Source organism: Paraburkholderia sp. IW21 (assembly GCF_041321145.1).
Taxonomy (GTDB): Bacteria; Pseudomonadota; Gammaproteobacteria; order Burkholderiales; family Burkholderiaceae; genus Paraburkholderia.
Genome location: NZ_JBGGWA010000001.1, coordinates 157,521 through 175,931, shown reverse-complemented (window position 1 = coordinate 175,931; position 18,411 = coordinate 157,521). Strand labels below are relative to the sequence as shown.

Here is an 18,411-nt window from a genome sequence, read left to right as displayed (position 1 = left end):
GCTCAGGCCGGCAGCTTGGCCGCGGCTTCATCGACTTGCGTACGCGTCACGGCAAGTTCTTCCAGCCATGCTTCTGCGTAGACGGCGCCCGTCTCACGCTCCAGACGCGCGATGGTCGCGGCGCAACGGTTCGCGTCCTTCAGCGTCGCGATAAACGACTTCACCGATTCACCGCCCTTGAACGCGTCGAACAACGGCACGCGGATGTCGTCCGGCAGCGGGCGCGCGGTCCATTGATACGGCTTGCCGTTAAACGTGAACGACGGCGGCAGCACGCGCTCTTTCTTCGCCGCTGGAATCAGGCCGAAGGTGCGCGCGGCGTCGCCGATCTGCTCGGCTGAAAACAGCTCGTCCGGGCTGATGTCGAATTGCTGAATGAAGGTCTCGATGCTGTGCATTGCCGCAGCGCGGTCGTCACGGCGCTTTTGCGCATGAGCCACGATGTCGCGCAGTTCGTCGGCTTCTTCAGGCGTGATCGTGAAGCTCGACTGCTTCTGCTGGAGTTCGGAAAAACGCTGGAATTCGGAATCGGTCAGAAGTTTCGCCATTGCTTATCGATGAGCGCGCATGAGGTGACCCATGCGGCGTGATTTTTGAGAGGGTCGCCATTCTAAACCATGTGCGGAAGCGGGTGATTTGTACAGCGGCTCGCTAGGCCGCCTCTTCCCGAAACATCGACAACGCCTGCACGGTCTCGCGCAGCAGCGTCGTCGCCGCTTCCAGAGTCGGCGCGACGTATTCGTCGATGCGCCGCAAGTACGGGCAGGTGAGCGCCGCGATTGCCTGACCGGACGGTCCCTGGATCGGAAACGTGAGATCGGTCACGCCGAACGTCTGCTGACTGTCCTTCTGCGAAAACCCCGCCGCGCGAATCCGCTCGCACGCCTGTTCCAAGGCATCGCGATCGATCGTGACTTCGCCCTTCACCTTGGTGTGTTCGGCGAGCATCTGTTCGCGCTGTTCGTTGCTTTGAAACGCGAGCATCACGCGGCCCGAACCGGTATCGATCAGGCCCACACGCGACCCGAGCCGCACCGACATCCCCCATGTGCCCGGCCCATCCACTTGCGCGATCACCAGCAGATTGCCGCGGTCGTACACCGCCAGGTGACAGGATTGCTCGGCAGTATCGGCAAAGCGTTGCATCAGGGGCAGCGCTTCGGAGATCAACCGGTTCATCGGCGGATGACGATGCCCGAGCGCATACAGCTTCAGACTCAACGAATAGCGGTCGCCTGCCGCCGAGCGCACCACGTACTGCCGCGCGACCAGTCGCTCCAGCATCCGGTACATCTCGCTTGCGTTGCGTCCCAGCAGCTTGGTGATTTCGGCGCGCGTCAGCCCTTCTTTCTGCTCGGCGAGCAGTTCGAGGATGTCGAGACCCTTGTCCAGCGCGGGCGCGCGGTAACGGTCGTCGTCTTTGTCTTCCGCATCCATCGTGAGTGTCGCTCCGTGTGCTGTTCTCATTATCTGGCGCGTGAGTGTAAGTGCGTGACCAATCTCGTGTGAAGTGAGGCTCGTCCAGGGGAAACACTGAGGCATGGTGCAGCGCACATTCCTTGACTTCAAAAAGTCCGTATATGAATAATACGTTCATTGGTGAATGAACGCACGCCAATACTCGATGAGAAGCGCAGGACGAAGTGCCCGTATCACATGGCCGGTTCACGCAGTTCCCATAACGCACTACCTAGCATGGGGCCGGAGTAAGCGCTAAAGCGCTAACTCCGGCCGACATACCTAGCATGGGGCCGGAGTAAGCGCTAAAGCGCTAACTCCGGACCGACATACCTAGCATGGGGCCGGAGTAAGCGCTAAAGCGCTAACTCCGGCCGACACAGGAGACAACGATGTCGTTCGCAAAAGGGCCGCACGCGGCTCACCGTATGTTCCGGAGTTCGCTGTTTGCCGTCGGGGCGGCAGCTTGCGTCGCTGGCCTCGCCATAAGCAGCGCCGCGCAAGCCGTTGAGACTGGCAAGATCGGCCTCGATCTGCCGCTCCTCACGTCGCCGTTCTGGCAGTCGTACAACAACTATCTGCCCAAGTATGCGAAGGACGAGGGCCTCGCCATTCTTGCGCCGGTCAATTCGAACGGCGATCCGGTTCAGCAGATCACCGATATGAATAACCTGCTGAATCTCGGCGCGAAGGGCATCGTGGTCGGCCCGCTGGATTCCGCTGCGATCAGCCGCGCGCTCGACGCCGCTGCCGCGAAGAACGTGCCGGTCGTCGCAGTCGACGTCGCACCGACGCAAGGCAAAGTCGCAATGGTAGTACGCGCCGACAATCGCGCGTATGGCGAGAAGGCGTGCAAGTACATCGGCGAGCATGTGAAATCGGGCAAGGTCGTGCAGATCATGGGCGACCTGGCATCGGTGAACGGGCGCGATCGGTCCGAAGCGTTCCGCTCGTGTCTGAAGGGTTTCCCGGGTTTGTCGCTGCTGGAGATTCCGGCGAGCTGGAAAGGCGACGTTGCTGCCACCGCGCTCGATAGTTTGCTCACCGCGAATCCTGACGTGAAGGCGATCTACATGCAGGCGGGCGGTGTCTATCTGTCACCGACACTGCAAACGCTGCGTCGCAAGCAGATGCTGTTTCCCGTCGGCAATGCGAAGCACGTTGTGATCGTCAGCAATGATGGCATCCCGCAGGAGTTCGACGCGATCCGCCGCGGCGAAATCGACGCCACCGTTTCGCAGCCCGCCGATTCGTACGCGAAATACGGTCTGTTCTATATCAAGGCGGCGCTCGCCGGACAAACATTCAAACCGGGCCCGACCGATCACGGCAGCAACATCATCCAGTTAGCGCCAGGCGTTCTTGAAGATCAACTGCCCGCACCGCTCGTGACGAAGTCGAATGTCGACGACAAAGCGTTGTGGGGCAACACGGTTAAATGAGCGAGCCGACGCCCTCCGTGCCGGTCGTCGAAGCGTTTGAGGTCACCAAACGCTTTGGCTCCACGGCCGCGCTGAAAGACGTGAGCATCCGCGTGATGCCCGGCGAGTCGCACGCGCTCGTCGGGCGCAACGGGGCGGGCAAATCGACGCTGGTGTCGATCCTCACCGGCCTGCGCAAGCCCGACATCGGCGAGGTGCGTTTCGGCGGCGCGGCCGCGCCGCCGATCGCGGATCGCGATGCGTGGCGCGAGCGCGTGGCCTGCGTCTATCAGCATTCGACGATCATCCGCGATCTGAGTGTCGCGGAGAATCTGTTCATCAACCGGCAGCCGTCGCGCGGCGGCGTGATCGACTGGCGCGCGATGCGGCGCGACGCGCGCGAATTGCTCGATCACTGGAAGATCGACGTGCGCGAAGATGCGCGCGCCGGCGATCTGACGGTGGAAGCGCGGCAACTGGTGGAGATTGCGCGGGCGTTATCGTACGGCGCGCGCTTCATCATCCTCGACGAACCCACCGCGCAGCTCGACGGCGACGAAATCAAGCGGCTGTTCCGCCGCATCAGCGAGTTGCAGCGGGAAGGCGTGACGTTCCTGTTTATCTCGCATCATCTGCAAGAGGTCTATGAAATCTGCCAGGCCGTGACGGTGCTGCGCGACGCGCGGCATATCGTCAGCGCGCCGGTTTCCGCGTTGCCTCGCGAGCAATTGATCGAAGCGATGACCGGCGAGCGCGGCGGCCTTGCAGTCGCCGACGCGGCGGCGCGCGCTGCGTTGCCTGCAAACACAGCCATCGCGCTGGAAGTTACGGATCTGGCCGGTTCCGATTACGAAGGCGTGTCGTTCACGGTGAGGCGTGGCGAAGTCGTCGGGCTGACCGGCGCGACCAGCAGCGGCCGAACTAGCGTGGCTGAAGCAATTGCCGGATTGCGCGCGGCTAAGCGCGGCGCGATCAGCGTGGACGGGGCAACGTTGCCACCTGGCGACGTACCCGCTGCGCTTGCACACGGCATCGGCTGCGTGCCGAAGGATCGCCATCACGAAGGCTTGGTGCTGACGCAATCGGTTGCCGAAAACGCCTCGATGACGATCGCGCGTCTGCTCGGCAAATTCGGCATCGCGCCACCGGCGAAGAAGAATGCCTTCGGCCAGAAGATGATCGACGCGCTCGGCATCGTCGCGCAAGGCCCCGAGCATGTCGTATCGGGACTATCCGGTGGCAACCAGCAGAAAGTGGTGATGGCGCGTGCGCTTGCTACCGATCCGAACGTGCTCGTGCTGATCGACCCCACTGCAGGCGTCGATGTGAAATCGAAAGAGGCGTTGCTGGCAGTCGTGGATCGCGTGCGTGAAGACGGCAAGGCCGTGCTGGTCGTGTCCGGCGAACTCGACGATCTGCGCACCTGTGACCGCGTGCTGGTCATGTTCCGGGGCCGTGTCGCGGCCGAATTTCCCGCCGGTTGGCAGGACCACGATCTGATCGCATCCGTTGAAGGAGTCAGTCTCCATGAAGAATAGTGTGCCCAGCCCTGCATTCGGCGCCGCGCAAGGTCAAGCGGCCCAGCCGCAGGCGGCCGTCCAGGCTACACGCGGCAAGCGCGCGCGTTCAGAACTCGCGCGCTTGCGTGAGTTGGCCTTGCTGCCGGCGCTCGCGTTGTTGATCGTGATCGGCGCGTTCGTCAGTCCGAGCTTTTTGACGAAGGCGAATCTGATCAGCGTGTTGGGCGCGTCGGCGGCATTGGCGTTGGTCGTGCTCGCCGAATCGCTGATCGTGTTGACCGGCAAGTTCGATTTGTCGCTCGAATCGACGGTGGGTATTGCGCCGGCTGTCGGCGCGATGCTGGTCATGCCGGCCGCGTCCGCGGGCTTCGGTATGCAATGGCCGGCAGCCGTAGGTTTGCTCGCCATCGTTGTAGTCGGCGCGGCGATCGGCTTCGTCAATGGATTTCTGGTGGTGCGGTTGCGGCTGAACGCATTCATCGTGACGCTGGCGATGCTCATCGTGTTGCGCGGCATGCTGGTCGGTGCGACCAAAGGCGGCACGCTGTTCGATATGCCGCCTTCGTTCTTTTCCCTCGCGACCACCATCGTATTCGGCTTGCCGTTGTCCGTGTGGCTCGCGGCAGTGGCGTTCGCGATTGCCGCGTTCGTGTTGCGCTATCACCGATTGGGCCGCGCGTTATACGCGATCGGCGGCAATCCGGAAGCGGCGCGTGCCGCCGGGATTCGCGTCGAGCGCATTACGTGGGGCGTATTCGTACTCGGCAGCATGCTGGCTTCGGTGGGCGGTTTGATTGTGACGGGCTATGTCGGCGCGATCAACGCGAACCAGGGCAACGGCATGATCTTCACGGTGTTCGCGGCGGCGGTAATCGGCGGCATTTCGCTCGACGGCGGCAAGGGCACGATGCTCGGCGCGCTCTCCGGGGTGCTGCTGCTCGGCGTCGTGCAGAACCTGCTGACGCTCGCACAGGTGCCGTCGTTCTGGATTCAGGCGATCTACGGCGCAATCATCCTGGGCTCGCTGATGGTGGCGCGCCTCGCCAGCGGCGAAGGTCAGAACTAATGCACACGCTTCACGGAGAACTGACTTGACCAGCCACCCCACGCAACCATCGCAAACCGATCCACGCCTGATCCTGCTCAGCCCCGCTGATAACTGCCTGATCGCGGCGGCGCGTCTCGATGCGGGCACGCAAGTCGAGATTGAAGGCGAGCGCGTGACGCTCGTCAAAACCGTCGACCTCGGTCACAAGGTGGCGCGTCGTGAACTCGCGAAAGACGACAAGGTGCTGCGCTACGGCGCGGTGATCGGGCACGTGACCGAAGCGGTGGCGCGTGGTGCGCATCTGCATACGCACAACCTGGAAAGCGACTACCTGCCGACTTATACGCACGACGCGGGCCACGAGTTCGTCCATCACTGACTTGTGCACAATGACGTGGCCACGTGCCGCGCTGGAACGATCGATCATGACTGACTTTTCCGTAGCATCTGCCGCCGCGCAGCCGCCCAAGCTGCAAGGCTATCTGCGCAACGATGGCCGTAAAGGCATCCGCAATGTGGTCGCGGTGGCGTATCTGGTCGAGTGCGCGCATCACGTCGCGCGTGAGATCGTCACGCAGTTTCGCGAACCGCTCGATGCGTTCGACGCTCCTTCCGCCGAGCGCGAACCTCCAGTGCATCTGATCGGCTTTCCCGGCTGCTATCCGAACGGGTACGCCGAAAAAATGCTGGAGCGTCTCACGACTCATCCGAACGTAGGCGCGGTGTTGTTCGTGTCGCTCGGTTGCGAGAGCATGAACAAGCATTACCTCGTGGACGCGGTGCGCGCGAGCGGCCGTCCCGTCGAAGTACTGACGATCCAGGAAAAAGGCGGGACACGCAGCACGATTCAATACGGCGTCGACTGGATTCGCGGGGCACGCAAACAACTCGCCGCGCAGCAGAAAGTGCCGATGGCGCTGAGCGAGTTAGTGATCGGCACGATTTGCGGCGGCTCGGACGGCACCAGCGGCATCACTGCGAATCCGGCGGTGGGCCGCGCGTTCGATCATCTGATCGATGCGGGCGCGACTTGCATCTTCGAGGAAACCGGCGAGTTGGTGGGCTGCGAATTTCACATGAAAACGCGTGCGGCGAGGCCTGAGCTGGGGGATGAAATTGTTGCGTGCGTAGCGAAGGCGGCGCGTTACTACTCGATCCTTGGCCACGGCAGTTTCGCCGTCGGCAATGCCGACGGCGGCCTCACCACGCAGGAAGAGAAATCCTTAGGCGCGTATGCGAAAAGCGGCGCGTCACCGATTGTCGGCATCGTTAAACCCGGCGATGTGCCGCCGACCGGCGGCCTCTATCTGCTCGATGTGGTGCCGGACGGCGAACCGCGCTTCGGCTTTCCCAACATCAGCGACAACGCGGAAATCGGCGAACTGATCGCATGCGGCGCGCATGTGATTCTATTCACGACCGGACGTGGATCGGTGGTCGGCTCGGCGATTTCGCCGGTCATCAAGGTGTGCGCGAATCCCGCCACGTATCGCAATCTCGCCGGCGATATGGACGTAGATGCAGGTCGCATTCTCGAAGGCCGCGGCACACTCGACGAAGTGGGCCGCGAAGTGTTCGAGCAAACGGTGGCGGTTTCGCGAGGCGCGGCGTCGAAGTCGGAAACGCTCGGTCATCAGGAATTCATCCTCACGTATAAGACTTTCGAGCCTGTAGGCCCGGCTTGCTTGCCGTCGAGTGCTGCACCGCCGCATCGGGTTGTCGCGATCGAGCCGCATTGAGCCGTCAAATCAGCGGACAATCAGGGGTTCATCCGGCGGACTTTAACGTGGCGGGCAAACATCGTCCGCGCGTGTTAAAACCCCAATGGGATCGGAGTAAGCGCTAAAGCGCTAACCCGATCGACACAGGAGACGTGGTCAATGACGGCAACGGTCGGTTCGAAGATCGGGCAGCGGCGCGGCATCGGCCGCCGCGCATTACAAGTGACAGGACTGGGGCTCGGTACGGCGCCCCTGGGTGGCCTCTACCGCGATTTGTCCGATGAGGAAGCGCACGCGACCATCGTCGCCGCGTGGGACGCGGGCGTGCGTTACTTCGACACCGCGCCGCATTACGGCAACACGAAGGCCGAGCATCGTCTGGGCGACGCCTTGCGCCGCTATCCGCGCAGCGAGTATGTGTTGTCCACCAAAGTCGGGCGCCGTTTCGTGCCGCGCACCACGCCTTGCGATCCAAAGGACGGCTGGCAAAACCCGCTGCCGTTCGAAGCGATTTACGACTACACACACGACGGCATTCTCCGTTCATTCGAAGACAGCCAGCAGCGCCTCGGCATTGTCGATATCGACATCCTGCTGGTGCACGATATCGGCCGCGTTACACATGGCGATAAGAATCCCCACTATTGGAAACAACTGACCGAAGGCGGCGGCTTACGCGCGCTGGACACATTGCGCGCGTCCGGCGCGGTGAAGGCGGTCGGGCTCGGCGTCAATGAAGGCGCCGTCATACTCGACGCGATGGCCGAATTCGATATCGATTGCGCATTGCTCGCGGGCCGTTATACGCTGCTCGAACAGACCACCCTCGACGACCTGCTGCCCGCCTGCGAGAAGCGCGGTGTCAGCATCCTGTTAGGCGGCGCGTTCAACTCGGGCATTCTGGCGCGCGGCGTCGAAGGCGATCTGAAATTTAACTATGGCGATGCGCCGCGCGAAGTGATCGAGCGCGTCGCGCGGCTGGAAGCAGTGTGCCGCGTGCATGGCGTGCCGCTTGCTGCCGCGGCTTTGCAGTTTCCGTATGCGCATCCGGCGGTCGCCACTGTGTTGACCGGCGCGCGCAGTGCCGACGAATTGCGTGAGAACGTCGCGTCGTTCGAGCAGCCGATCCCCGCGGACTTGTGGTCCGCGTTGCGCGACAAAGGCTTGCTCGACAGCCGCGCGCCCGCGCCAGAGGATTGACCAACGATGCATATTGATGCCCACCAGCACTACTGGGACCCCGCTCGCGGCGACTACGAGTGGCTTACGCCGGAACTGAAAATCCTTTACCGGCTGTTCGGCCCCGCCGATCTCAAACCATTGCGCGAAAGAGCGGGCATCGAGCGGACGGTAGTGGTGCAGGCGGCGCCGACTATCGACGAAACACGTTACTTGCTGGACATTGCGCGCAAGGAGCCGTCGATCGCGGGCGTGGTGGGTTGGGTGCCGTTGCTGTTGCCGACTGCGCCAGCCGTCATCGACGCTTTCGCGCATGAGCCGAAGTTCAAAGGCGTGCGGCCGATGCTGCAGGATTTACCCGACGATACCTGGATCGCGAACCCCGATCTGGCGCCCGCCATCGAAGCATTGATTGCGCACGACCTCGCGTTCGACGCCCTGATTTACGCGCGGCACGTCGAGCATTTCGAAACGTTCGCGACGCGTTTCCCCACGCTGCGCATTGTTGTCGACCACGGTGCGAAGCCACCGATTCGCTATGGCCGCGCGGGTTGGCAAACGTGGGCCGATGCAATCAAGCGGCTCGCAAAGTTACCGCAAGTGCATTGCAAGCTGTCGGGACTCGTCACCGAAGCCTCGCCTGGCTGGACCGAAGAAACGCTGCAACCCTATGTCGAACATCTGCTTCAGTCATTCGGTCCACAGCGTTTGATGTGGGGCAGCGACTGGCCGGTGCTCGATCTGAACGGCGACTATCTGCTGTGGCACTCGGTGGCGAATACTTTGCTCGCGTCCTTGAGCGACGACGAGCGCGAGGCGGTTTTCGGCGGCAATGCCGCAGCCTTTTATCGACTTTGACGTGACGAAGACGAGTAACGAAGAGAAGCCCACTCAACTGGAGTCGTAGATGACACAAAGACTGGCCGGCAAGACGGCCCTGATCACCGCGGCAGGACAAGGCATCGGCCTCGCCACCGCGGAACTGTTCGCGCTTGAAGGCGCGCGCGTGATCGCCACCGATATCCGCATCGACGGACTTGCCGGCAAGCCGGTCGAAGCGCGCAAGCTCGACGTGCGCGACGACGCGGCAATCAAGGCGCTGGCCGCCGAACTCGGCGCGATCGACGTGCTGTTCAACTGCGCAGGCTTCGTGCATGCCGGCTCGATTCTCGAATCGAGCGACGAAGACTGGGACTTCGCGTTCGATCTCAACGCGAAGGCGATGTACCGGATGATCCGCGCGTTCTTGCCCGCGATGCTGGAGAACGGCGGTGGCTCGATCATCAACATGTCGTCGGCGGCGTCGAGCGTGAAGGGCGTGCCGAACCGCTTTGTCTACAGCGCGTCGAAGGCGGCGGTACTCGGGCTCACCAAGTCCGTTGCTGCCGACTTCATCACACGTGGTGTACGCTGTAACGCGATTTGCCCGGGCACGGTGGCTTCGCCGTCGCTCGAACAGCGGATCATTGAGCAGGCCAAGGCTCAGGGCGCGACGCTGCAAGACGTGCAGGCGGCCTTTGTCGCGCGTCAGCCGATGGGCCGCATCGGCAAGCCGGAAGAAATCGCCGCGCTGGCACTGTATCTCGCGTCTGACGAATCGTCGTTTACGACCGGCCACGCGCATGTGATCGACGGCGGCTGGTCGAACTGACAGACACTGACGCACGCGGACACTCGAACCGAATATCACTGAACGTAAAGGGAAGTGCAACGATGAAACTGCTTCGTTATGGGCCGAAAGGCCAGGAAAAGCCGGGCTTGCTCGACGCGCAAGGCAAGATTCGCGATCTGTCGAAGGTGGTGGGCGATATCGACGGCGCCGCGCTGACTGACGAAGGTCTCGCCAAACTGCGTGGGATCGATCCGGCTTCGTTGCCGGTCGTGGATGGCAATCCGCGCATGGGACCGTGCGTTGGCAAGATCGGCAAGTTCATCTGCATCGGGCTGAATTACGCGGACCACGCCGCCGAATCGAATCTGCCGGTGCCTTCGGAACCGGTGATTTTCAACAAGTGGACGAGCGCGATCTGCGGCCCGAACGACGACGTCGAAATTCCGCGCGGCTCGAAGAAGACCGACTGGGAAGTCGAACTCGGGGTGGTGATCGGCAAGCCGGCGAAATATATCGACGAAGCCAACGCGCTTGATTACGTCGCCGGTTACTGCGTGATCAACGACGTTTCCGAACGTGAATGGCAGATCGAGCGCGGCGGTACGTGGGACAAGGGCAAGGGCTTCGATACGTTCGGCCCGATCGGCCCGTGGGTCGTGACGCGCGATGAAGTTGCGGATCCGCAGAACCTGAGCCTGTGGCTCGAAGTGGACGGCCACCGCTATCAGAACGGCAGCACGAAGACGATGGTGTTCGGCGTGGCGAAGCTTGTGTCGTATGTGTCGCAGTGCATGAGCCTGCAACCGGGCGACGTGATTTCGACCGGCACGCCGCCGGGCGTCGGCATGGGTGTGAAGCCGAATCCAGTGTTCTTGAAGCCGGGGCAGACGATACGCCTCGGTATTGAAGGTCTCGGCGAACAGACGCAGAAGACTTACGCGGCGGAGTGAACCGCTTGCTGCCTGGGTGAAAATGGGTTGTTGATGAAAATGCCGTTCCTGTGATGCAGGAACGGCATTTTTTATGGCCCTGCGCACGAGCGTCTAACTGCGTTCACGCGTGGGGAATTGAAGCGGCCCCGTAAACAGCACAACCGATTGATCGACGTTCAACCCACCGGTTCGTGTTCGCCGTTGTCACCGATTCGATTGATTGTGCCTTGTGCAACGGCGACGAGCTTTTCGCGCTCTCCATCCATCACATACACGTTGCACTGGCAGGTTGCCTGATACCGTCCGGCGTAGATGACTTTCGCCCGCGCGATCAACGTGCCGTTCACCGCGGGACGCAGATAGTTGATCTTGTACTCGCCGGTCACGACCTTCGGCCCCAGCGACAGCGCGCCGGCGAACGTCAGCGCGTTATCGGCGAGATAACTGATGACGCCGCCATGGACGAAGCCATGCTGCTGCCGCAGTTCGTCGCGAATCGGCAGGCATAGCGTCAGTTCGTTGGTGCCCGTGTGCATCAGCTCGGCGCCTAGCAGCATGCTGAAAGGCTGGGCATGCAGTGCGCCGCGCGCCCGGTCGAGGAGGTCGGTCATCGTGATTCCTTCGGGCGTGGCCCGCAGTGGCATCTGCACTGGCGTGCGTTGTGCAGTCCCTACCCACTCTAGGAAGCGCCGACGCATCGCGTCAAGGTGAATCGGAAATATCTGTGCGGCATTATTGCGAAAAACGATGAGAATTGTGGGGTTGACCGACGAAAAGGGGTTGTAAGGCGATTGTTGGCGAAATTTGACCTCAAGCAAAGTTCTGGTATGCCGTTAACCGTGGCATAGCTTCCGTCATTCTTTGCATTCTGGAAGAAGCCGGCCGTCACTTCGACCGCATCGCGCAAGGGCTGCCTCGACCAGCCGATCGCCTCGCGCGGCCGCAATGAAATCGGCCGTCTGTTCTCGGGTCTCGCGAAAATGCAGGCGAGCGTGGCGCGCACCGTGCAAACCGTGCGCGAATCCGTCGACTTGATCCACCTCGGCGCCAACGAAATCGCCACCGGTAACGCCGATCTGTCGGCACGGACTGAGAACCAGGCCGCCTCGCTTGAAGAAACCGCGTCGAGCATGGAGGAACTGACCGCCACCGTGCGCCAGAACGCCGATCACGCATCGCGTTCCAGACCAATATCCTGGCGTTGAACGTGGCTGTCGAAGCGGCGCGCGCGGGCGAGCAGGGCCGTGGCTTCGCCGTGGTGGCGGGTGAGGTGCGGGGTTTGGCTCAGCGCAGCGCGCAGCAACTGAATGAAGCCGTTTCCGTGTTCGAAATTTCCGAAACTGTGTTGCGGACGCAACAAATCGACGAGATGCGCGGGCAAACGGCGGGGTTCGCGCTGTCGGGAATGCGGGCAACTTAAGCCGCGCGAGCGCTCAAAAAGAAGGCAGCGGCAAAAGAAAATGGCCCGCTTTCGCGGGCCATTTTGCATCAGACGCAAGCGCCTAAGGGTGCCTCAAAGTACCTGACGGTACTTAGGCCGGCTGGATGTTCGCAGCCTGCTTGCCCTTCGGGCCTTGCTTAACTTCGAACGTCACTTTCTGGTTTTCCTGCAGGGACTTGAAGCCGCTGCCTTGAACTTCCGAAAAGTGCGCAAACAGGTCTTCGCCGCCGTCGTCCGGCGTGATGAAGCCAAAGCCCTTTGCATCGTTAAACCACTTCACAGTACCTGTTGCCATTTTTAATCCAGTAAATGTTGTGTGTTGCATTCGCGACCGCTAGTTCTCAACACGAGATCGAGCGCGAAGTAGGAGTTGTATCACGTCTTTATGATGGACGCCAATCAACAAGTATTCGGGTATTCCCCCGATTGGGCCCTTTTGAGGTCTCAAAAGCGTTTTGGGGGGTATTCCAGCCGGTAGGGTAAACTGCTTGTATTACTCTTCCAGGAAAAACATTGACACATTATTTGCAAGAAGAACTTACCTCGTTCTGGAGTCGTTTGACCCCCTATCTCGCGATATTGGAGTCTAAATCACCTCAGGAAAGCGCCCCGGACCCGGTCGGCCGCATCACGGTCAATACCGAAGACCACCAGGCCTTCGCCCTTCACACCACCGACAAAAAGCCGCACGGCGATACATCGGACACCCCCACCGGACAAAGCGCGACCTACACGCGATTTAAAACTGCCGACGCCGATTGGGGACCTTGGCAACGCGAAGCATATTGATTTGATCGACCGGACGGTCGGCTTTGGTGCCGATGCCCGGCGACGCGGAACGTAGCTGCCGGCGCTCAGCCCGGCAACGCCTCATAGGCAGTCGCGAGGTGATAGGGCGTGGTCGACGGCATGTCGGCACGCGCCACGTCACCGGCCGCGGTTTTACTTTCGAACCACCCTTGCGGGCGCAAGAAACGTTGTTGGAAAAGCTCGATTTGCCGCGGCAGCGCGGCGAGCGCAGCCGGATCGCCGTGGCTCGCCAGCGCGCGCAGATATTCCGTCTGAGCCCAGATCCGCTGGGTGGCGTCCTTGATCTGGCCGGTTTCGTCGAGCGAGGCGCACACGCCGCCCGTTTTCTGGTCCACGCCGTATTGCTGCGCGAAGCTGAACGCCCGGGGCAGTGCTTCGTGGAGACCTGAGGCTTCGAACAACGCACCCCCCTGTTTGACCAGCCAGAGCCACTCGAACTGGTGACCCGGTTCCAGACGATTGTCGTCCGCGCCAATCGGCAATTCGGCGATGCAGCCGGTCGGCCCATGCACGAAGCGATGCGCGACGGCGTTGGCGAGGCGGCGCAACGCGGCGTCGAAGGCGTTATCGTGCGTGGCTTCGCGGGCGGCCAGCCAGGCCTCCGTGAGGTGCATCAAGGGATTCTGGATCGGCGTGCCGGTCACGCGGGCGAAGTCCGCGGTGAGCGCGGCGTTGAACAGGTCGCCTTCGGCGGCGAAGTCCGACTGGATCAGTGCCGACGTGCGATGCACGACCTCGAGCGCGTCGCGATTTCCGGAACGGCCGCCGTATTCCGCACACGCGAAGACCACGAACGCATGCGTGTACAGGTCTTTGGTCGTGTCGAGCGGGGCGCCCTGCGCATCCACGCTATAGAACCATCCGCCGTGACGCGTGTCCTGAAAGGTGTGCATCAACGAATCGAACAGCACCTGTGCATGAGCCGCATCGCCGGCTTGCGAGAACACGAACAATTGTCGCGCGCACGCCATCGCCCGGTAGCGTTCTGCGGGTAGCGCCGAGGGACCCTCTGCGTTGACCGCTTCATACGGCAGCTTTAGTTCGGTATTGAAACCGGGTCCGCGCCACAGCGGCAGCACCACGCGCGTGAAGTGGTCACGCAAGGCGGTAGCAAGAGCGATCGTTGAAGCGGTGGAAGGGGTCATGCTTTGCATAGTTCGATTGGACAAAAACGCGGCGGTTCGAAGCGCGCGCAGGCTCGGGCTGGTGCTTTGGGTGGGGCGGCGTGCGGCCAAGCATAAAGCAAACGGCTGTCGCTGGCACCCCGACACAGTTGAGGAATACGCTTCAAATAATTTCAGATAAAGAGAAAAACAATGTTAGGGAATCTCGAACTCATTTCCCCTCTGGTGCTGGCCGCAGCGCTCGGCAGCGTGCGTCAGGCAGTTCGTGATGCAGCAAAGCGACGACGCGCCGGAGTGGGATGAAGTCATGATCACGCTGCATCGCGTGTCGAATGCCGGATATGAGGCGATCTGCACGCGCTTGCGTTAACTGCACGGCGTCAAGCCGCTTCGGCAGGACGAGGCGGTGTCTTAAAAAGCGGCAAATCCTCGGCGAATGGCTTCGGCAGGTGCGGGCGGCCATGCGACAATGCGGTCTCGAAAAATTCCAATGGCATTGACGAGCGGTGCTCGGCGCCCGCTTCCCGGCGACGACCGCTTTTTTCTCTATGGCAGATTCCGCAGCATCCACGCAGTCCCAGGCTCCGCGCGCCGCTTCGAAGAAGCGGCGTCAGGCCACTGTCTCGACCGAAACTGAAAACAAGCTGGCGCGCGCCGCGCGCTCGGCACAACGCCTCGCGCAATTGAGCGACGCCTCACGCGACGACACCACGCTCGATCTGTTCCCCGACGATCCCACCCGCGCCACGCTGGAAGCGATGAACATCGACGTCCGGCAGGGCACGCTGCATGGCTTTGAATTGCCCGATGTCGTGCTGGCAGCGGTCGGCGCAATCGATGCCGACAGCGCTTCGCTGGACGCGAAGGCGGCGCGCCGTGCGCCTCGGGTCGCGAAGTCAGATGACGTGACGCCAGCGAATGCGCAATTGAGTGGGCTGGAGACGGGGGGCCTGGCTGCAACGGCATCGCCGGTCAGCGAGTTGGCTTTTGCGGAGGCGAAGGCGGCAGAGGAGTTATGCACCGAAGAGAAGCCGGCGACACGGGACGCGACTGCGCCGCTCACGCCTGCAATGGCCGCGGCGACGGTGGCGCGCAGTGTGGCCGCGCTGCGTCAGGCAGCGGAGCCGGGCGCTACGACCGCAGCTACAGCGGCTGCATCCACGCCGGGCGGCGCTAAGCCGCCTTTGCCGCCGCAGCGCTTCGCGGCGACCTTCCTCAAGGCGACGACGGCTTCGCGAGAAGTGGCCGGAACCGAAGCCGCGAATGCAGGCGCGGAGCGCACCGTATCAGCATCCGGCGCCGCGACTGGCGAGCCGAATCTGGCCGCCGAGCCTTCGGGCAGTGCGTCGGCGTCTGCACACGCGCATGCAAACACTGCATTCGGCGCGTCTTTCCGGGAAACCCAAACTGCCGAAGCTGCGTCGGCAGCACTGCGCGCCGCGCCCGAACTCGACCGCGCGCGAGCAACTGCCTTCGCCGATACCGTGGATGCCTTATATGGTGTGATCGCCGATCAACGCCTCGCCGCGACCGATCACTCACGCCGCATGAAATGGATGCTGTCGATCGTGGTGGGCGCGTTGCTGGTGACGGTCGCCATCGGCATCGCGCAGACCGTGCTCCTGATGCGCCTGACGCGCGAGACCACGGCCCAGCAGCATCGCGTCGAACAGATGATGCAGAACCAGCAGGCCGCCATGGTCAGCTTGCTCGACACCCACATGGCGATGGCCAACGCGGCGGCCGCCAATGCGGCTTCCGACGTAGCCGCAACCACTGCGTCTCAGCCAGCCGCTGCCGCGCCGGCTCATGGCAAGCGCAGCGCGCGAGTACAGCGCGCGCACAAGCCGAAAGCAGTCACCTCGCACTGATCTTCAGTGATCGCCGCCCCGGCGACAAGCCGGGGCGCGGCGCCTCGCTTCGCGGGCGCGATCGCGCACGCTTCAATCGACCACGCTTCAATAGGCAGACGCTTGTGACCCCGAAAGCTGAAAAACGGGGACGTTGTCATGATGCGACGCACCATGAAGAAAAACCCTGTGGCAATGCATCACACCCAAGAAATTGCTGCATCGCACTAGCTTTTGACTAGGGAAAACCCTATAATTCCAATTAAGGGAAAACCCTAGCAAATGCAGTAACCAACCGGGAGTCGCCATGAGCTTCATTTTTGCATTGTTCCAAAAGGTCAGCGACCTCTTTGCGTCGCCCCATCTGCCGCTGGATTCGGACTATTCGTATGCAGCGCGTAGCCGCGAAGCGGAGCGCATGCGCAAAGCGCAAGCCACGTTGTTCGGCATCAAGCTGAGCGACTAAAAGCAAAATCGGACTGCCTGCGCGCGAGCAACTGCGCATGGGCGCGCACTTGAGTGCGCTAGCATCATCAAGCCACGGCCTGCGAAACGCGTGCCGTGGCTTTTGTTTTTTTGGGCGGTTTGCTTCCCATCTCCGGCGTTTCCGAATATTTCTCCGCGGAAATGAATGTAACAGCGCCTGACAGTGCGCTGCCGCGCCGCGTGGTCGATCCGTCGTGCATGCCTTGCAGACGGGCGGTGAACGCCGAAAAGGCCTCCATTCATCAGTCCCTGTCTGTGAAATGTGGGCTTACAAGTGCTCACGTCTTCATGCGGTGTGCACCGCTAAAGTTGGTCTCAAGCGTACGGCGTCTGGTCCGAACCCGAAATCGCGGTTCGATGTACCCCAAACACGGACGCCGGCTTGATACCAAAAACTTTGATGGGAGGTCACGATGAAAACCGTTAACAAGACATCGCGTTCGATTATTGCAACCTTGCTGGCCGGTGGTGCGCTGCTCGCAGCCGGCAGCGCTTTCGCCCAGGAACGGGTGGCCGTCGAGAATGGTCATGGACCGGCGGTGTACGGTCAGCCGCACATGATGCCGGTGGGCGTGTCGGTCGACATCGGCTGGCATGGCGATCGTTACTATGACGGTCATCGCTATTGGCAACACGACGACTGGATGCGTCGTCATCCGCACGACGACGATCCGCACCATCACGGCCACGGCGACGACCATCGCCCGCCGCCCCAGCGCTACTAATGCGCGAATGACAGCGCCGCGCGACGCGGCGTGAAGTCGACAAAGCCGGTCCTTCCTCACGGAAGGCCGGCTTTGTTACGTTCCGGCTTGAAAACGGGCGCGCTGCGCTATGCTTGAAAGCTTTCATCGACGGCAGCAGGAGAGCGGCGTGGACAAGGCAGTGATAGGCGTGGTGGGCACGGGATTGATGGGCGTCGGCATCGCGACGCAAAGCGCATTGCACGGGCACCGGACGATCGTTCACGACGTCGATCCGGCGCGCCTCGCGAGCGTCGCGCCGAAGGCGGAAGCAGTGCTCGACGAGCTGATCGATGCCGGACGCATCGACCAGGCCGCCAAACAGGCGGCACTCGCGCACATCGAGACGCATGCGCAACTCGACGCGATGGCGTCGGCGCAATGTGTAATCGAAGCGATTCCCGAGGTGCTCGAACTGAAACATCGCTTGTACGCGTCGCTGGCTGAATTGATGTCAGACGATGCGATTCTCGCGAGCAACACCAGCGGTTTTCCGCCCGACCAACTGGTTGCTCCGCTACGCGCGAAGGAGCGGTTTCTGATCGCGCATTTCTGGAATCCGCCGCATATGATTCCGCTCGTCGAAGTTGTGCCGGGTACCGCAACCGCGCCAGAAGTGACGGAGCAGACCGCCGCGTTGATGAGCGCGATCGGCATGGAGCCGGTGGTACTGGCGAAGGCGATTCCGGGTTTTGTCGGTAACCGGCTGCAGTTCGCGGTGCTGCGCGAGGCGTTGAACATCGTGCGCTCGGGTGCGGCAACGCCGGATGTCGTCGACCGGGTCATGAAGGCGTCGCTCGGCCGCCGTTGGGGCATCGTCGGGCCGTTCGAGGGCGCGGACATGGGCGGCCTCGATACCTTCCTGGACATCTCGACACATCTGATGCCGGAACTCGCCAAAGATGAAGACGTGCTCGAACTGCTGCGTACGCAGGTGAACGCCGGGCGTGTCGGCGTGCGCAGCGGCGCGGGTTTCTATGAATGGGACGAGGCCCATCTGGCGCAAGTGAAAGAAGGCCGGAAGCGCGTGATTAGTCGGGGTTAATGCAGCGATGCGGGAGGCACT

General features: G+C 62.0%; 19 protein-coding genes and 2 pseudogenes. 16 read left to right on the top strand and 5 right to left on the bottom strand.

From position 1 onward, the window contains the following. Nucleotides 1–2: 2 nt before the first annotated feature. Entirely contained in the window at nucleotides 3–548 is a 546-nt protein-coding gene (locus ACAX43_RS00775; RefSeq protein ID WP_370706519.1) for a hypothetical protein, read from the bottom strand. A 103-nt stretch (nucleotides 549–651) separates the two neighbouring features. Next, nucleotides 652–1,437, bottom strand: coding sequence for an IclR family transcriptional regulator (locus ACAX43_RS00770; RefSeq protein ID WP_370707065.1), 786 nt, complete (start codon nucleotides 1,435–1,437; stop codon nucleotides 652–654). 449 nt (nucleotides 1,438–1,886) lie between these two features. Here ACAX43_RS00770 and ACAX43_RS00765 point away from each other — a divergent pair, with 449 nt between their 5' ends. The 9 genes from ACAX43_RS00765 to ACAX43_RS00725 all read left to right on the top strand — a co-directional run bounded on the left by ACAX43_RS00765 (nucleotide 1,887) and on the right by ACAX43_RS00725 (nucleotide 10,909). Beyond that, on the top strand, nucleotides 1,887–2,900 hold the full coding sequence (locus ACAX43_RS00765) for a sugar ABC transporter substrate-binding protein (RefSeq protein WP_370707064.1): 1,014 nt from the start codon (nucleotides 1,887–1,889) through the stop codon (nucleotides 2,898–2,900). Continuing rightward, nucleotides 2,897–4,417 carry a sugar ABC transporter ATP-binding protein gene (locus ACAX43_RS00760; RefSeq protein ID WP_370706518.1) on the top strand — a complete coding sequence of 507 codons (1,521 nt, stop codon included), beginning with the start codon at nucleotides 2,897–2,899 and terminating at the stop codon, nucleotides 4,415–4,417. Before ACAX43_RS00765 ends, ACAX43_RS00760 begins: the two co-directional genes overlap by 4 nt. Continuing rightward, nucleotides 4,407–5,465, top strand: coding sequence for an ABC transporter permease (locus ACAX43_RS00755; protein WP_370706517.1), 1,059 nt, complete (start codon nucleotides 4,407–4,409; stop codon nucleotides 5,463–5,465). Before ACAX43_RS00760 ends, ACAX43_RS00755 begins: the two co-directional genes overlap by 11 nt. A 25-nt stretch (nucleotides 5,466–5,490) precedes the next feature. Continuing rightward, nucleotides 5,491–5,826, top strand: a complete 336-nt coding sequence (locus ACAX43_RS00750; protein WP_370706516.1) for a UxaA family hydrolase — start codon at nucleotides 5,491–5,493, stop codon at nucleotides 5,824–5,826. Between the two features lie 46 nt (nucleotides 5,827–5,872). Then, nucleotides 5,873–7,186, top strand: a complete 1,314-nt coding sequence (locus ACAX43_RS00745) for a UxaA family hydrolase (protein ID WP_370706515.1) — start codon at nucleotides 5,873–5,875, stop codon at nucleotides 7,184–7,186. Between the two features lie 141 nt (nucleotides 7,187–7,327). Then, entirely contained in the window at nucleotides 7,328–8,368 is a 1,041-nt protein-coding gene (locus ACAX43_RS00740; RefSeq protein ID WP_370706514.1) for an aldo/keto reductase, read from the top strand. 6 nt (nucleotides 8,369–8,374) lie between these two features. Beyond that, on the top strand, nucleotides 8,375–9,205 hold the full coding sequence (locus ACAX43_RS00735; protein ID WP_370706513.1) for an amidohydrolase: 831 nt from the start codon (nucleotides 8,375–8,377) through the stop codon (nucleotides 9,203–9,205). Nucleotides 9,206–9,254: 49 nt separating this feature from the next. Further along, nucleotides 9,255–9,998: an SDR family oxidoreductase gene (locus ACAX43_RS00730; protein WP_370706512.1), complete on the top strand. Its 744-nt coding sequence runs from the start codon at nucleotides 9,255–9,257 to the stop codon at nucleotides 9,996–9,998. 62 nt (nucleotides 9,999–10,060) lie between these two features. Continuing rightward, a complete protein-coding gene (locus ACAX43_RS00725; RefSeq protein ID WP_370706511.1) occupies nucleotides 10,061–10,909 on the top strand; it encodes an ureidoglycolate lyase in 849 nt (282 codons plus the stop codon). A gap of 158 nt (nucleotides 10,910–11,067) precedes the next feature. On the opposite strand, the gene ACAX43_RS00720 is transcribed toward ACAX43_RS00725, so the two are convergent. After that, on the bottom strand, nucleotides 11,068–11,502 hold the full coding sequence (locus ACAX43_RS00720; protein WP_370706510.1) for a PaaI family thioesterase: 435 nt from the start codon (nucleotides 11,500–11,502) through the stop codon (nucleotides 11,068–11,070). Between the two features lie 215 nt (nucleotides 11,503–11,717). On the opposite strand from ACAX43_RS00720, the pseudogene ACAX43_RS00715 reads away from it, so the two are divergent. After that, nucleotides 11,718–12,311 (top strand): annotated as a pseudogene (locus ACAX43_RS00715) (methyl-accepting chemotaxis protein); the annotation flags it as partial. Nucleotides 12,312–12,423: 112 nt separating this feature from the next. Here ACAX43_RS00715 and ACAX43_RS00710 read toward each other — a convergent pair. After that, entirely contained in the window at nucleotides 12,424–12,627 is a 204-nt protein-coding gene (locus ACAX43_RS00710) for a cold-shock protein (RefSeq protein WP_007178724.1), read from the bottom strand. Between the two features lie 218 nt (nucleotides 12,628–12,845). Here ACAX43_RS00710 and ACAX43_RS00705 point away from each other — a divergent pair, with 218 nt between their 5' ends. Continuing rightward, nucleotides 12,846–13,121, top strand: a complete 276-nt coding sequence (locus tag ACAX43_RS00705; RefSeq protein ID WP_370706509.1) for a hypothetical protein — start codon at nucleotides 12,846–12,848, stop codon at nucleotides 13,119–13,121. 65 nt (nucleotides 13,122–13,186) lie between these two features. On the opposite strand, the gene ACAX43_RS00700 is transcribed toward ACAX43_RS00705, so the two are convergent. Next, entirely contained in the window at nucleotides 13,187–14,296 is a 1,110-nt protein-coding gene (locus tag ACAX43_RS00700; protein WP_370706508.1) for an AGE family epimerase/isomerase, read from the bottom strand. A gap of 223 nt (nucleotides 14,297–14,519) precedes the next feature. Here ACAX43_RS00700 and ACAX43_RS00695 point away from each other — a divergent pair. The 5 genes and pseudogenes from ACAX43_RS00695 to ACAX43_RS00675 all read left to right on the top strand — a co-directional run. Further along, nucleotides 14,520–14,636 (top strand): annotated as a pseudogene (locus tag ACAX43_RS00695) (MgtC/SapB family protein); the annotation flags it as partial. Nucleotides 14,637–14,814: 178 nt separating this feature from the next. Continuing rightward, entirely contained in the window at nucleotides 14,815–16,137 is a 1,323-nt protein-coding gene (locus ACAX43_RS00690; RefSeq protein ID WP_370706507.1) for a hypothetical protein, read from the top strand. Nucleotides 16,138–16,423: 286 nt separating this feature from the next. Continuing rightward, nucleotides 16,424–16,582, top strand: a complete 159-nt coding sequence (locus tag ACAX43_RS00685) for a hypothetical protein (RefSeq protein ID WP_370706506.1) — start codon at nucleotides 16,424–16,426, stop codon at nucleotides 16,580–16,582. Nucleotides 16,583–17,015: 433 nt separating this feature from the next. Beyond that, complete coding sequence (locus ACAX43_RS00680) at nucleotides 17,016–17,327, top strand: hypothetical protein (protein ID WP_370706505.1); 312 nt, start codon at nucleotides 17,016–17,018, stop codon at nucleotides 17,325–17,327. A 109-nt stretch (nucleotides 17,328–17,436) separates the two neighbouring features. Beyond that, entirely contained in the window at nucleotides 17,437–18,390 is a 954-nt protein-coding gene (locus ACAX43_RS00675; protein ID WP_370706504.1) for a 3-hydroxyacyl-CoA dehydrogenase family protein, read from the top strand. Nucleotides 18,391–18,411 lie beyond the last annotated feature (21 nt).